The sequence below is a fragment of the Nonomuraea muscovyensis genome, from assembly GCF_014207745.1.
Taxonomy (GTDB): domain Bacteria; phylum Actinomycetota; class Actinomycetes; order Streptosporangiales; family Streptosporangiaceae; genus Nonomuraea; species Nonomuraea muscovyensis.
On the sequence record NZ_JACHJB010000002.1, the window covers coordinates 2,612,450 to 2,625,940 of the forward strand.

Annotated in this window: 10 protein-coding genes; 6 read left to right on the top strand and 4 right to left on the bottom strand. The window is 74.0% G+C overall.

Translation table 11 applies throughout. The annotated features are described in order from the left end of the window. Window positions 1-29: 29 nt before the first annotated feature. Both FHU36_RS28835 and FHU36_RS28840 read right to left on the bottom strand, forming a co-directional pair. Window positions 30-872: an inositol monophosphatase family protein gene (locus FHU36_RS28835; protein ID WP_376774160.1), complete on the bottom strand. Its 843-nt coding sequence runs from the start codon at window positions 870-872 to the stop codon at window positions 30-32. Beyond that, on the bottom strand, window positions 869-2,845 hold the full coding sequence (locus FHU36_RS28840; RefSeq protein ID WP_312891896.1) for a S9 family peptidase: 1,977 nt from the start codon (window positions 2,843-2,845) through the stop codon (window positions 869-871). Before FHU36_RS28840 ends, FHU36_RS28835 begins: the two co-directional genes overlap by 4 nt. 56 nt (window positions 2,846-2,901) lie before the next feature. On the opposite strand from FHU36_RS28840, the gene FHU36_RS28845 reads away from it, so the two are divergent. Beyond that, entirely contained in the window at window positions 2,902-3,873 is a 972-nt protein-coding gene (locus FHU36_RS28845; RefSeq protein ID WP_185086915.1) for a ferrochelatase, read from the top strand. On the opposite strand, the gene FHU36_RS28850 is transcribed toward FHU36_RS28845, so the two are convergent. Further along, a complete protein-coding gene (locus FHU36_RS28850) occupies window positions 3,864-5,063 on the bottom strand; it encodes a lytic transglycosylase domain-containing protein (RefSeq protein ID WP_185086916.1) in 1,200 nt (399 codons plus the stop codon). The two genes, FHU36_RS28845 and FHU36_RS28850, sit on opposite strands and share 10 nt — an antisense overlap. A gap of 76 nt (window positions 5,064-5,139) precedes the next feature. Here FHU36_RS28850 and FHU36_RS28855 point away from each other — a divergent pair, with 76 nt between their 5' ends. From FHU36_RS28855 to FHU36_RS28865, 3 genes are read left to right on the top strand one after another with little or no spacing between them, the layout of a single operon-like run. Next, window positions 5,140-6,363: an MFS transporter gene (locus tag FHU36_RS28855; RefSeq protein ID WP_312891897.1), complete on the top strand. Its 1,224-nt coding sequence runs from the start codon at window positions 5,140-5,142 to the stop codon at window positions 6,361-6,363. Window positions 6,364-6,417: 54 nt separating this feature from the next. Next, complete coding sequence (locus FHU36_RS28860) at window positions 6,418-7,176, top strand: polysaccharide deacetylase family protein (RefSeq protein ID WP_185086917.1); 759 nt, start codon at window positions 6,418-6,420, stop codon at window positions 7,174-7,176. 40 nt (window positions 7,177-7,216) lie between these two features. Then, a complete protein-coding gene (locus FHU36_RS28865; protein WP_185086918.1) occupies window positions 7,217-8,494 on the top strand; it encodes a D-arabinono-1,4-lactone oxidase in 1,278 nt (425 codons plus the stop codon). 1 nt (window position 8,495) lies between these two features. On the opposite strand, the gene FHU36_RS28870 is transcribed toward FHU36_RS28865, so the two are convergent. Then, complete coding sequence (locus FHU36_RS28870) at window positions 8,496-9,377, bottom strand: hypothetical protein (RefSeq protein ID WP_185086919.1); 882 nt, start codon at window positions 9,375-9,377, stop codon at window positions 8,496-8,498. A 152-nt stretch (window positions 9,378-9,529) separates the two neighbouring features. Between FHU36_RS28870 and FHU36_RS28875 the strand changes: the two genes are divergently transcribed. Together FHU36_RS28875 and sepH are read left to right on the top strand one after the other, a co-directional pair. Beyond that, window positions 9,530-10,402, top strand: a complete 873-nt coding sequence (locus FHU36_RS28875; protein ID WP_185086920.1) for a S8 family serine peptidase — start codon at window positions 9,530-9,532, stop codon at window positions 10,400-10,402. A 161-nt stretch (window positions 10,403-10,563) separates the two neighbouring features. Next, window positions 10,564-13,431: a septation protein SepH gene (gene sepH, locus FHU36_RS44965; protein ID WP_246502596.1), complete on the top strand. Its 2,868-nt coding sequence runs from the start codon at window positions 10,564-10,566 to the stop codon at window positions 13,429-13,431. Window positions 13,432-13,491 lie beyond the last annotated feature (60 nt).

Below are 13,491 nucleotides of genomic sequence, written 5' to 3' on the forward strand. Positions count from 1 at the left end.
CGGGCGTGATCAGTTCGGACGGAACGGGGTCACGCGTCGCGTTCCGGGTCGAGCGGGACGAGCAGGTCGTGCAGCTCCTCGAACAGGCCGGGCGCCGCGCACAGCACGAGCCCGGAGCCGGCCGGCTCGCCGTTCAGGCCGCCCATCCGGGCCCCCGCCTCGCTCGCCACCAGCCCGGCCGCCGCGTGGTCCCACCGGTTGACGCCCCGCTCGTAGTAGGCGTCCACCCGGCCGGCGGCCACCGAGCACAGGTCCACCGCGCACGAGCCGCCGCGCCGGATGTCGCGCACCCGCGGCAGCACGGCCGCCACCACCTCGCCCTGCACGGCGCGCCGCCCGGCGGCGTAGCCGAACCCGGTCGCCACGAGCGCCCGCCCCAGCGGGACGCCGGTGTTGCAGCGCAGCGTCTCGACGCCGAGCCCCGCCGTCTTCAGGTGGGCGCCCGCGCCGAGCGCCGCGGTGAACACCTCGCCGCGCGGCACGACGTTGACCACGCCCGCGACGATCCGTCCGGCCACCTCGACGGCGATGGAGACCGCCCACTCGGGCAGGCCGTACAGGAAGTTGACGGTGCCGTCGATCGGATCGACGATCCAGCGCACGGCGGAGTCGCCGCCCGCCTCCCCCTCCTCCTCCCCGAGGATCCGGTCGCCGGGCCTGGCCTGCTGGATGCGGGCGCGGATGAGCTGCTCGGACGCCTTGTCCAGGGCGGTGACCACGTCGGTGGGGCTGGACTTGGTCTCGATGTCGCCGGACGCGGTGGACATCGAGGGCCGCTTGGCGAGCAGCATGTCGCCCGCCTCGCGCGCGATGTCCTCGGCCAGCCGCAGGAAGCCGGCCGCGTCGGTGGATTCGGTGCGGTGCGCCATCATGCCACCGAGTCCGGGCGCTTCCACTCCTGGCCCAGCACGTGCTGGGCCAGGAAGGCGAGGACCGTCTCGTACCAGGCGACGACGTTGCCCGGCTTGAGGATCCAGTGGTTCTCGTCGGGGAAGTAGAGGAACTTCGCCTCGGCGCCGGTGCGCTGCAGGTCCCACCACAGGCGCAGCCCCTCGCCGATGGGCACCCGGTAGTCCTTGTCGCCGTGGATGACGAGCATCGGCGTGCGGATCCGGTCGAGGGAGTGGTGGGGGGAGAGCTTGGCGTAGCGCTCGGAGCCCGGCTCGCCGAACTCCCGCTGCCAGTACATGGCGACGTCGGTGGTGCCGGCGAACTGGTCGAGGTGCCACAGGGAGGCGTGGGTGACGACGGCCTTGTAGCGATCGCTGTGCCCGGCGACCCAGTTGGCCATGTAGCCGCCGTACGAGCCGCCCATCGCGCCCAGCCGCTCGCCGTCGACGTCGTCCCTGGCCACGGCCACGTCCACGATGGCGTCGAGGTCGGCCATGGTCCGCGGGCCCCAGTCGCCCCAGCCGCGGTCGATCATGTCCTGGCCGTACCCGGTGGACAGGCACGGGTCGGGCATGAGGACGGCGTAGCCGCGCTGGGCCATGATCCACGACTGCCATCGCCACTGCCAGTCGTTCCAGGAGGCGACGGGGCCGCCGTGGATCCACAGCAGCAGCGGCGCCGGGTGCTCGGCCGAGGCGCCCTCGGGCAGGACGAGCCAGCCCCGGACGGTGGCGCCGTCGTCGGTGGTGGCGGAGATCTCGGTGAGCGCGCCGGGCACCTCGGGGCGCGGCGCGGGCGAGGACAGGTCGGCGATCTCGCCGGTGGCCGTGTCGACGCGGGCCGGGCCCGGTGCCCGATCGACGGCGCTGCGCAGCGCGTACACGAAGCGCCCGTCGGGCGACGGGTTGAGCCCGAGGTAGGCCGAGTCGTCGGTGGTGAGCCGGGTGACCTGGCCGTCGAGCGCGACCCGGAAGACGGGGCGGCGCCCCTGGTGGTCGGCGGCCAGGTAGACGGCCGAGGAGTCGGGCGCCCAGGCGAGGTCCATCGGGAACAGGTCGGGCGCGTGGGCTGCGCCTTCACCGGTGGCCAGGTCGCCGATCCACAGCTCGGAGCGGGCCGAGACGTCGAGGTCGGTGTGCCGGTCGCGGACGCAGGCCACGCGGCCGCCGTCGGGCGAGACCGCGAGCGGACCGGTGAAGTCGTTGCGGTCGTCGGTGAACAGCACGCGCCGCTCGCCGCTCGCGACGTCGATGGCGACGAGCTCGGTGCGGAACTGCCCGAGCGGCAGGTGCACCCGCCAGGTGGCGACCACGGTGGAGCCGTCGGGGGTCAGCTCGAACGACACGTCGCGCAGGCCCTCGCCGGGGTCGGGCGTCAGGTCGCGGACGTCCTCCAGCCGGTCGGCGCCGAGCCGGGCGGCGAACAGCCGGGTGCGGCCGGGGCCGAGGTCATGGTCCCAGTAGCGCACGGGGGCGCTCTCGTGCAGGATCGCGCTGATCCCGGCGTCCTTGCGGGCCTTGCGGCGCTGCTCCTCGGCCTCGGCCTCGCCGTCGAGCACATCGGAGGCGAACACGACCACGTCGCCGGCCGTGCGGACCGCGGAGACGCCGCCGGGGCGGCAGGCCACCTGGCGCGCCTCGCCGCCGGCGCGCGGCAGCAGCCACAGGGCGGGCACCTCGTCGGTGGCGTCCTTGACCGTGGGGTCGGGGCGGGCGGAGGTGAAGAGCAGGTCGCCCGCCGCGGTGAACTCGGCGGCGCTCTCGCCCTTGGCGGACCGGGTCAGCCGGTGGGGCTCGCCGTCGAGGGGGATCGCCCAGAGCGCGGTGCCGTACGACCTGCCGTCGGGGTTGAGTGACTGCACAGCGGAGACCAGCCGGGACCCGTCGGGAGCGAGCTTCAGCGAGAGAACCCGGGGGACGGCCACATAGTCGCGTATGTCGTTGAATGCGCTCACCCGATCGAACCTACCTCGCGGCGTGGACCGTCACCGTCCCGGCATAGGGTTGTCACGTGGGGAATTACGACGCGCTCCTGGTCCTTTCGTTCGGCGGTCCGGAGGGTCCGGGCGACGTGATGCCGTTCCTGGAGAACGTGGTGCGCGGGCGCGGCGTGCCGCGCGAGCGGCTGCTGGAGGTGGCCGAGCACTACCAGGGCTTCGGCGGGATCAGCCCGATCAACCAGCAGAACCGCGACCTGGTCGAGGCGCTGCGCCCGGTGGCGGGCGTGCCGGTCTACTGGGGCAACCGCAACTGGCGCCCGTTCGGCGAGGACACCGTGCGGCGCATGCGCGACGACGGCGTGCGCAGGGCGGCGGTCTTCGCCACCTCGGCGTTCGCCGGCTACTCCGGTTGCCGCCAGTACTACGAGGACATCGCCAGGATCTCCGTCGAGGGCGGCCCCGAGCTGGTCAAGATGCGCCACTTCGGCGACCATCCGGGGTTCGTCGAGGCGATGGCCGACCACACCCGGCAGGCGCTCGCCAGGCTGGGCCGCGACGACGCCCGCCTGGTGTTCACCGCGCACAGCATCCCGGTCGGCATGGCGCGCAGCGCCGGGCCCGAGGGCGGCCTGTACGAGGCGCAGCTGCGCCGCTCGGCCGAGCTGGTCAACGAGGCGCTCGGCCGCGGCGAGCCCTGGGACCTGGTGTGGCAGTCGCGCAGCGGCCCGCCGCAGGTGCCGTGGCTGGAGCCCGACGTGTGCGACCACCTGAGCAAGCTCGACGCGCCGGCGGTGGTGCTGGTGCCGATCGGGTTCGTCTCCGACCACATGGAGGTCGTCTACGACCTCGACACCGAGGCCCGGCAGGTCGCGGCCGAGCGGGGGCTGCCGATGGAGCGGGCGGCGACGGCGGGCACGCACCCGGCGTTCGTGCGGATGGTGCGCGAGCTCATGGACGAGCCGGAGCCGGTGCCGTGCCCGCTGACCTGCTGCCCCGCCCCCGTCCGGCCCGCCGCCCGCCAGGCTCGGGAGTCTCAGGCATAGGTGCGGGCGTACGCCTCGGCGATGCCCATGACCTTGTTCACGTAGTCCCACGAGTGGTTGTAGAACCAGATCGCCTTGCGCAGCTTCTCGCCGCCCTTGCCGGCGCCGTTGGCGCACAGGTAGTTGGCGGCTCCGGGCACCGCGTCGTACGGGCTCCAGATGTCGGCCTTGCCGTCACCGTCGCCGTCCACGCCGTACGCCTTCCAGGTGGCGGGCATGAACTGCATCGGTCCGAGCGCGCCCGCGCTGGAGGGCCCGTTGTTGCGGCCGTGCGAGCTCTCCACCTGGCCGATCGCGGCGAGCACGGTCCACGACAGGCCGGGGCAGCGGGTGGCCGACTGCTTGTAGAGGTCGAGGTAGCTGGTGGGCCGGTTGGCGGCGACGGGGTTGTGCGGCTGCCGGTCCTGTTGCCGGCTGGTCCGGGGCTTGGGGGCCGCGGCGGTGAGCGAGAGCACCTGGGCGCCCGAGCCGAGCAGCCGCCGCACGCTCGCGGGGCTGATGTCCGGCCTGGTGCCGTGGAGCAGCACCGCGACCCCCTTCGCCAGGCCGAGCCTGCCGCCCAGTTCGGCGCTGACCAGCCCGTCGATGCCCTTGAGCCCGAGCGGCGCCGAGGCGGCCAGGCGCAGCCTCGGGCCGCCATCGATCTGGTAGTCGGCGCCCAGCACCAGGCCGAGCCGCCGCGCGGCCGCCGACTCGGCGACGAACTCGCCCCTGGCCAGCGCGCTCCACACGGCCGGCTGGTCGGCGACCGCCTTGGGCGTCCAGGAGCGGAACTCGGCGGGGTCCACGGCGAGCAGGTTGAGTGCGGTGCCCGACACCTTGACCGTGCCGGCGTCGACCACGGTGATCTTCTGCACGTGCCTGATCCCGGACAGCGCGTGGCGGGTCCGCTTGAGCACCTCGCCGCGGGCGATGGCGAGCACGTGGGGCGGGGTGGGGGTGACACCGGGGCCGCCGGCGCCGAAGTCGGCGGCCCGGTCGTTGACCGGGGCGGTGGTGGGGACGAGCCGGTCGAGCCGCTCGGGCTGCCGCTGCGGCTCGGCCCGGCGTAAGGGCTGCTCGGGGGTCTCGCGGGCCGTGCGGAAGAGGTCGTCTCCCACGACCACCGCCACCGCCCCGCCGGCCACGGTCAGCACGACCACGGCGGCGACCATGAGCAGCACGGCGCGCAGCGAAGGAAGACCTGGCACTCGCGAAAGGTTAGCGGAAACAGCGGGAAAACCACTTGCCGTTCGGACATACGGCACGTAAAGGTAAGCACGTAGTGTGACAGGAGGAAAGTACGTGGTCGGGCCTTACCGGGGGTTGTTCGACGGGCCCGGCGTCAAAGGGTTCGTGCTGGCCGGGTTCATCGGCCGGATGCCGATGTCCATGCTCGGCATCGGCATCGTCCTGCTCATCACCGCGCTCACCGAGTCCTACGCCATGGCCGGCGCGGTCGCCGCCACCACCAACCTCGCGTTCGCGGTCGCCGCCCCGCTGTCCGGCCGGCTCGTGGACCGGTTCGGCCAGGCCCGGGTGATCGTGCCGTTCGCCGTCGTCAACGCGCTCGCGCTGGCCGGGCTCATGCTGTGCGCCCGACTGGACCTGCCCCAGTGGACCCTGTACGCCGCCGGCCTGCTGGTGGGCGCGACCTCCCTGTCGCTGGGCTCGATGGTGCGGGCCCGCTGGAGCGCGCTGCACGGCGGCTCGGCCCGGCTGCACACCGCCTTCGCCTTCGAGTCGGTGGCCGACGAGGTCATCTTCGTCACCGGCCCCGCGCTGGTCACGGTGCTGGCCACCGCGATCAACCCGTACGCGGGGCTGCTGGTCGCGCTGGTGTCCATGCTGGGCGGCTCGCTCGCGCTGGCGGCCCAGCGGCGCACCCAGCCGCCGGTGCGGGCGGACCGCGGCGGTGGCGGCGGCACCCCGATCCTGATCCCCGGCATCGCCCTGCTGTCATGCGTCTACCTGGCACTCGGGGCGGTGTTCGGTTCGGTCGACCTGATCACGGTGGCGTTCGCCGAGGAGGAGGGCGTCAAGGGCGCCGCCGGGTTCCTGCTGGCGGCGTTCGCGGGCGGGTCGATGGTGTCGGGACTGTGGTTCGGGTCACGGCGCTGGCGGATCTCGCTGCGCGGGCGGTTCGTCCGGGCGCTCGGCGTGTTCGCGGTGGGGCTGCTGCCGATCGCCTTCATCGGCGACGCGCGGGTGATGGCCGTGGCGCTGTTCATGGCGGGCCTGGCCATCTCGCCGACGCTCATCACCGGCTTCTCGCTGACCGAACGGCTGGTGCCGTCGTCGCTGCTCACCGAGGGCATGGCGTGGATCTCGACCTCGATCGGGCTGGGCGTGTCGATCGGCGCGTGGGCCGGCGGCCGGCTCACCGAGGCGTTCGGCGCGTCCAACGCCTACGGCTTCGCGCTGGCCGCCGCGGCGGTCGCCGTCGTTGTGGGTGTCGGAGGTTCGGGTTTGCTGAGGATTCCCGACGCGGCTTCACCCGGCAAACCCTGATCCGCTACGGTCGAGACATCCCTCGCAACACCCTTCACATTGGATACGACTAGTATGTCCCGACAAAGCAGTTCACTCCTGGCCATCGCGGCTGTCACGCTCGCCCTCATCCCGGCACCCGCGCTGGCCGACACCACTCCTCCCCAGGGCGGCAAGGCGGCCGCCACGAAGAAGACGGCCAAGGCCGTCGACTGCACGCAGGTCAAGTGCATCGCACTGACCTTCGACGACGGGCCCGGCAAGTACGCCGGCACCCTGCTCGACACGTTGAAGAAGTACGACGCCAAGGCGACGTTCTTCCTCGAGGGCCAGTACGTGAAGAGCCGGCCCTCCTTCGTCAAGCGCATGGTGCAGGAGGGGCACGACGTAGGCAACCACAGCTACAAGCACCCCAAGTTCACCGAGATCGAGCCGTGGGCCATCCGCAGCGAGATCCAGAAGACGCAGGACGAGATCAAGAAGGCCGCGGGCGTCGAGCCCAAGCTCCTGCGCCCGCCGTACGGACTGGCCGACCTGCAGGTGACGGAGGTCGCGGCCGAGTTCGACATGCCGGTCATCCTGTGGACGGCCGGCTCGCGCGACTGGGACACCAAGAACGCGGAGGCCATCAAGAAGGCCACGCTCGAGGTGGCCGAGCGGGACGGCATCATCCTCATGCACGACTGGGTGAAGCAGACCGTCGAGGCGATGCCCTCCATCGTCAAGACGCTGCAGGGCCGCGGCTACCACCTGGTCAAGGTGTCCGACATCGTCAAGAAGCACGACCTCAAGCCGGGCGACGTCTTCCCGCTTCCGCAGGGCTGGGAAAACTGAGTATCGTTCACGTTTAGTCGGAACGAGCCTCGGAGGGGCCATGCTGTTCACGAACTGGGCAGGCAACCAGACGGCCAGCCCCTCCGAGGTCCGCACACCCGCCTCCACCGACGAGGTGGTGCGCGCGGTGCGCGACGCCGCCGCCGGCGGGCGGCGGGTGCGCATGGTCGGCACCGGCCACTCCTTCACCGACGTGGCGCTCACCGACGGCATCATGCTGCGCCCTACGGCGCTGACCGGCGTCCGCTCGATCACCGGCGACCAGGTCACCGTGCTCGCCGGCACACCGCTGAAGGCGCTCAACGAGCTCCTGCACGAGCGGGGCCTGGCCCTGGCCAACATGGGCGACATCACCGAGCAGACGGTCGCCGGCGCCATCCAGACCGGCACGCACGGCACCGGCCGCGACACCGGCGGCCTCGCCGACCAGGTCAGCGCGCTGGAGCTGGTGCTCGCCGACGGCTCGGTCGTGACGGCGGCACCGGGCGAGGACCTGTTCGACGCCGCCCGGGTCGGGCTGGGCGCGCTCGGGGTGCTGACGGCGGTCACCCTGCGGGTGGAGCCCGCGTTCCTGCTGCGCAACAGGCGGCGGCGGGCCACGCTGAGCGGCATGCTCGGCTGCCTCGACGAGATCGCCTCCGCCGACGAGCACCTCGACTTCTTCTGGCTGCCGCACACCGACGCGTGCCTGGTCAAGACCAGCAACCGCGACCCCGGGCCGGCCCGGCCGCCCGGCGCGGTCAAGCACTGGCTGGACAACGTCTTCCTGGAGAACACCCTCTTCGGCCTGGCCTGCGCCGCGGGCGCCTGCCTGCCCGGGCTGATCCCCCGGATCAACGCGCTCAGCGCGGCGGCGCTGGCCGACTCCGAGGCCGTGGACGTCTCGTACCGGGTCTTCACCTCGCGGCGGGAGGTGCGCTTCCTGGAGATGGAGTACGCCGTGCCGCGCGAGCACCTCGGCCGGGCGCTACGCGAGACACGCGACCTGGTCGAGCGCGCCGGGTGGCGGATCACCTTCCCGGTGGAGGTGCGGGTGACGCCGCCCAGCTCCGCGTGGCTGTCCACCGCGTACGGGCGGCCGACCGGATACGTGGCGTGCCACATGTACCGGCCGACGCCGCATGGGGCGTACTTCGAGGGCGTCGAGGAGATCATGACGCGGCTGGAGGGCAGGCCCCACTGGGGCAAGCTGCACACCCGGGACGCCGCGTACCTGGCCAGGGTCTACCCGCGCTTCGCCGACTTCGTCGCGTTGCGCGACCGGCTGGACCCCGGCCGGCTGTTCGGCAACGCCTACCTCGACCGCGTCCTTGGCTGACTCACCGCGGGAGCGGGTCCGTGTCCGCCTCCGTGCTCGCCTCCGGGTCCGCGTCCGGCTCGCTGACCTGCGGCGCGGGCTCCGTCACGGCAGGCGCCCCCGTCTCCCCGGGGTCCTGCGTCGGCGCCTCGGTCGCCGGTGCGGACGGCTGCGCCGTGTCGCGGGTGGGCGAGGGCGTCGCCGACGGGGTGGCGGACGTCGTGGGAGCCGGCGTGGGGGTGGCGGTGCGCGTGGCGGTCGGCGTCGGCGTCGCGGACGGGGCCGCCGGAGCCGTTCCGGTCCGCGCCGCGGGCTCCTCGGACCGCCGCTCCTCGCGCTCGGGCGCCGGGTCGGGCCGCTTCTTCGGTGTCTGGCCGGTGACCTGCTCGTGCACCGTGGCCTGGGTCAGCCCCTGGTAGGCCAGGATGCCCCCCATACTGATCGCGAACACCAGCGCGGCGACGGCGGCGATCTTGACCCACGGCAGCCCGCCGCGCGACGGGCCCGCCGGCACCGGCCGCTCCATCACCAGGGTCGGCGCGTCCTTCCCCGCGTCCTCCGCGTCCTCCGCGTCCTCCGCGTTGGCGGGAGTGGCGTCGCGGGCCGTCGCGTGGACGGCCGTCGCCGGCTCACCCTGGCCCTCGCCCTCGGTCGCGCCCTCGGGCTCCTCCCCGTCCCGCCGCCAGACGATGACCGTGCGCTGTTTGACCTTGTCACCGGTGCGCTTGAGGTAGTGCGTGTAGACGGCGGTGCCGATCGTGGTGCCGACGCTCATCACCGCGGCGCCGATCACCGTGCCCGCGACCCCCAGATAGGAGGCCGCCACCGCCGCCGTCACCGCCGCAAGGGCGCTTCCCCCGATCTGCGGCACGCTCAGCTCGAAGTTCCGCTGCTCGCCGCCCATGCCTGGGACCAGTCCCCTTTCGTGGTGTGTGTGTCGTGGGATCGCTCACGGGCGCCGTTCGTCATGCGCCGGGTAAAGAGCTTCCTCGTGAATAGACGCGGGCGCGTGTCCCGTTGTTCCTGTGACGTACGTGACAGGCACCCTTCTGGCTCGTGCCCCGACGATTCGGCCTGCCCTCCGTCTACCTCGCCGCGGCCGCCGCGACGGCGGTCGCGACGGCCGTGACCACCGCGGTGCCCCTCGCCATGACGCCGGCCTCCGGGCTGGCCGGCCGGCCCGCCGCGAACGAACCCTCCCGCGCCTACCTCGTCACCGCCCGTGACCGCTCCGCCGCCCGCGACCTCGTCGGCGAGGTGCGCTGGCGGGTGCGCCGCTACTACACGGCGGCGCTGCCCGGCTTCGCCACGTGGCTCACCGCGGCCGAGGCGGCCGAACTGGCCGCCGACCCACGGGTGCGCGCCCTGGAGCCCGACCGGCTGGTCCTGCCCGTCCCCGGCCCGCATCGGCTTCCCGCCGGTGCGGCGGACGGACCCGGGATCACCGTGTACGTCGTCGACAGCGGCCTGGACCCGGCCCACGGCGACTTCGGCGACCGGGCGTGGCACGCCTTCGACGCCACCGGCGGCACCGGCGGCGACTGCACCGGCCACGGCACGCGGGTGGCCCGCCAGGCCGCGGGGCGGGTCCACGGGGCGGCGCCCCGGGCCAGGCTCGCCTCGGTCCGCGTGCTGGGCTGCGGCGGGACGGGCACGCTGTCGGACGTCGTCGCCGGGCTCGACTGGGTGCGCAGGCACGCCAGGAGACCCGCCGTGGCGACGCTCGCCGTCGACGGAGCCGGCTCCGCCGCCCTGTCGACGGCCGTGCGGCGGCTCGAACGCGCCGGCGTCCCCGTCACCGGCGCCTCGCTCGCGCGTCCGGCGCGACCGACGCGTCCGGCGTTTTCGGCGTTTTCGGCCGACCACGGTGCGTCACACGCCCTAGTCCGACAGAATCCGTCGGGGACTCTCCGGGCCGGAGAGCTCTGATGGGGATGGAATCGCCAAATGTGACCGGCGTCACATCGCCCGGGGGCTATCCCATGAAGGCGATGTTCGGACATGCCGGGTACGGTGCTGGCAGGCAACCGGCACACGCGAGAGACTCAAGGGTCCGGGGGAAGATTGAGCACGCTGACGAAGGGACTCGCATGCAGGAGCTCCGACTCGTCGCGGTGAGTGAGGACGGCACCTATCTCGTGCTGGCGACTGCCGGGCGGGGTACACGCTTCACACTTCCCGTGGACGACCGGCTCCGTGCTGCCGTCCGCGGCAACTTCTCCCGTCTCGGGCAGTACGAGATCGAAGTGGAGAGCCCGTTGCGCCCCAAGGAGATCCAGGCGCGCATCCGCGCCGGAGAGACCGCGGAAGAGATCGCCGCTACCGCCGGCATCCCGGTCGAACGCGTGCGCTGGTTCGAGGGGCCGGTGCTGCAGGAACGCGAGTACGTCGCCCAGCAGGCGCAGCGCGTGGCCGTGCGGATGCCCGGAGAGTCATCGGCCGGCCCGACCCTGGGCGAGCTCGTCGCGGAGCGCCTCACCCGGCGCGGCGTGCCCACCGACGAGATCGACTGGGACTCCGCCAAGCGCGACGACGGCCTGTGGCGGGTCAAGCTCGGCTACGTCTGGAACGGTCACACCCGGCACGCCGAGTGGCTGTTCGACCCGCGCCGCCGCCACGTCACGCCCCACGACGACGAGGCCATGCGGCTGTCGTCGGCCGACTTCGACCCCAGTCCTCCGGTTGAGGACACCACGGTCACGCCGTTCACGCCGCGCGTGGCCAAGCTGCAGCCGGTGCCGCCGCTCGGCTCGGACCCGCTGCCGTTCCCGCCGGTGGCGCGCAGGGAACCGGAGGAGCCCGCCGTCGGGCACCACGGGCCGTCGCGCGGCGAGCCGCGGACCGCCGACTTCGGACCGCCGCCGTTGCAGCGGTCTCCGGGCACGCCCCCGGACCGCCGCCCGGCCTTCCCGTCCGAGCCGGCCGCCCCGCGTGACCCCGCTTCGCCGTTCTCTCCCACCTCTCCTGCCCCGCCCGCCGCCTCGGCGACTCCGGCCGCTCCACCGCGTGACGCCGGTTCCGGTGCGGGTGCCGCCTCATCGTCCGAGCCCGCCCGTGACGCCGGTCACCTGCGGCCGGGTGACGCCGCCCGCCGCGGCGGCGCGCCCGCGGCCTGGCCTCCGGACTTCGGCCTGAGCCGTACGGAGGAGCGCGGTGGCGCCCGCGAGGCCGAGGCCTTCTACGCCCCGGCGACCCATGACGCCTCCCAGCAGGCGCCCACCGCCACGACCCCCCGGCCGGACGAGCCGTCGCCCACCGCCGCGGCACCTCACGAGGAGGAGCCGTCGTCCCTCGCGCCCGCGTCGCACCCCGGCCCGGCACACACCCAGCCCCAGCACACCGCCCCGGCGCACACCCCACCGGCACACACCGAGCCTCCCGCCCAGGCGGCGCCCGTACCCGCTTTCCCCTCGGAGACGCCGACACCGGTCACCGGGGAGCCGGCGCGCACCGTCACGGGCGTCGAGGAGCAGACGCCCTCCGCCACCGGCGCACCGGCCGCGCCCGTGCCCGCCGGCACGCCTGCGCTCCCTGACTCACCCGGAGCCACGGACACGCCTGCGGGTGCGGACACCGACGTTCCCGAGGCGCGGGACACGCCGTCGACCACCGGCACCCCGAACGGGCTCCAGCCGGACACGGTGAGCCAGGCCGCGCCCGCGACGCCGCCCGACGAGTCACCGGCGCCCGCCGCGACCCCGGCCGGTTCACCGGCGCAGCAGGCCGACACCACGACCGAGGCGCCATCACAGCGGGCCGACACCACGACGCCGGCACAGCCCGCCGACACCCCGGCCGCATCGCCGTCGCGGTCCGCCGACGCCGACGCCGCGGCCGAGGACGCGGCCCCGGCTACCGCGCCGACCGCCGGACCCGCCGCCGAGGCGACCACAACGGCACCCGAGCAGGCACAGGCCGCACCGGAGACCGCAGCCGCTCCGCAACCGGACGCCGTCACCCAGGGACCCGAGCCGGAGACGCCCCAGCCCCAGGCCCAGCCTCCGGCCCCGGGCGCCGAGTCGGCCGCAGCGGCCGAGTCGCCCCAGGCGGAGCCGGCCACACCCGAGCCCACCACTGCCGACGCACCTGCTCCTGACGCGCCTGCTCCCAAGATCACGGCCGCTGACACGACGGCCGCTGACACGACGGTCCCTGACACGAAGGGTCGTGACACTGCGCCCGTGACGGCGGCCGAGTCCGGACCGGCCGAGTCAGCGACGACCGAGCCTGCCCCGGCCACGCCGAAGGCGACCGAGGTGACCGAGGTCACCACGTCGCAGGCGCCCGAGGCCGGCGCAGCCGCCGCCCCGGCCCCCAGCGCGGAGGCACCCCAGGCCGAAGCGCCGAAGGCCGACGCGCCGAAGGCGGAGGCATCCCAGGCCGAAGCACCCCAGGTCGAGAGGCCGAAGGCGGAGGCGTCCGAGGCCGAGGCGCCGAAGGCGGAGGCGTCCGAGGCAGCAGCGCCCGTAACAGGGACACCCGCGACGAGGGTGCCCGAGGTGGAGGCACCCCAGGGCGCGGCCACCGAGAGCGCGGTCACCCAGAGCGACGCCACCGAGAACGACGCCATCCAGAGCGAGGCCACCCAGAGCGAGGTTGCCGAGAGCGAGGTTGCCGAGAGCGAGGTTGCCGCGGCAGCACCGGCACCCGCGGCCGCCGCGCCCGAGCCGGTCGCCAAGCCGCCCGCGCCCAAGCCGAAGCCGGCACCGGCACCGGCCGCGGCGACGGTGCCGGCGGCGCGCCCCGGCAGGGACGACACGGCCAAGGACGCCGGCGGCAAGGGCGGTTCCGGCAAGGGCGACAAGGGCAAGGAGGCCCCCGCGAAGGAGGCCCCGGTGCCCGTGCCCTCTCCCCCGCCCGCCCCGGCGGCCCGCCAGCCGCGCAAGGGTTCGAGGGGCCGCCGCGCCTCGGTGCCCACCTGGGACGAGATCATGTTCGGCGCCCGCCGCCAGGACTGACCCGGCCATCAGGCGGCGGTACGTCCAGGAGGACGTACCGCCGCCTGAAGCGTCATCGAC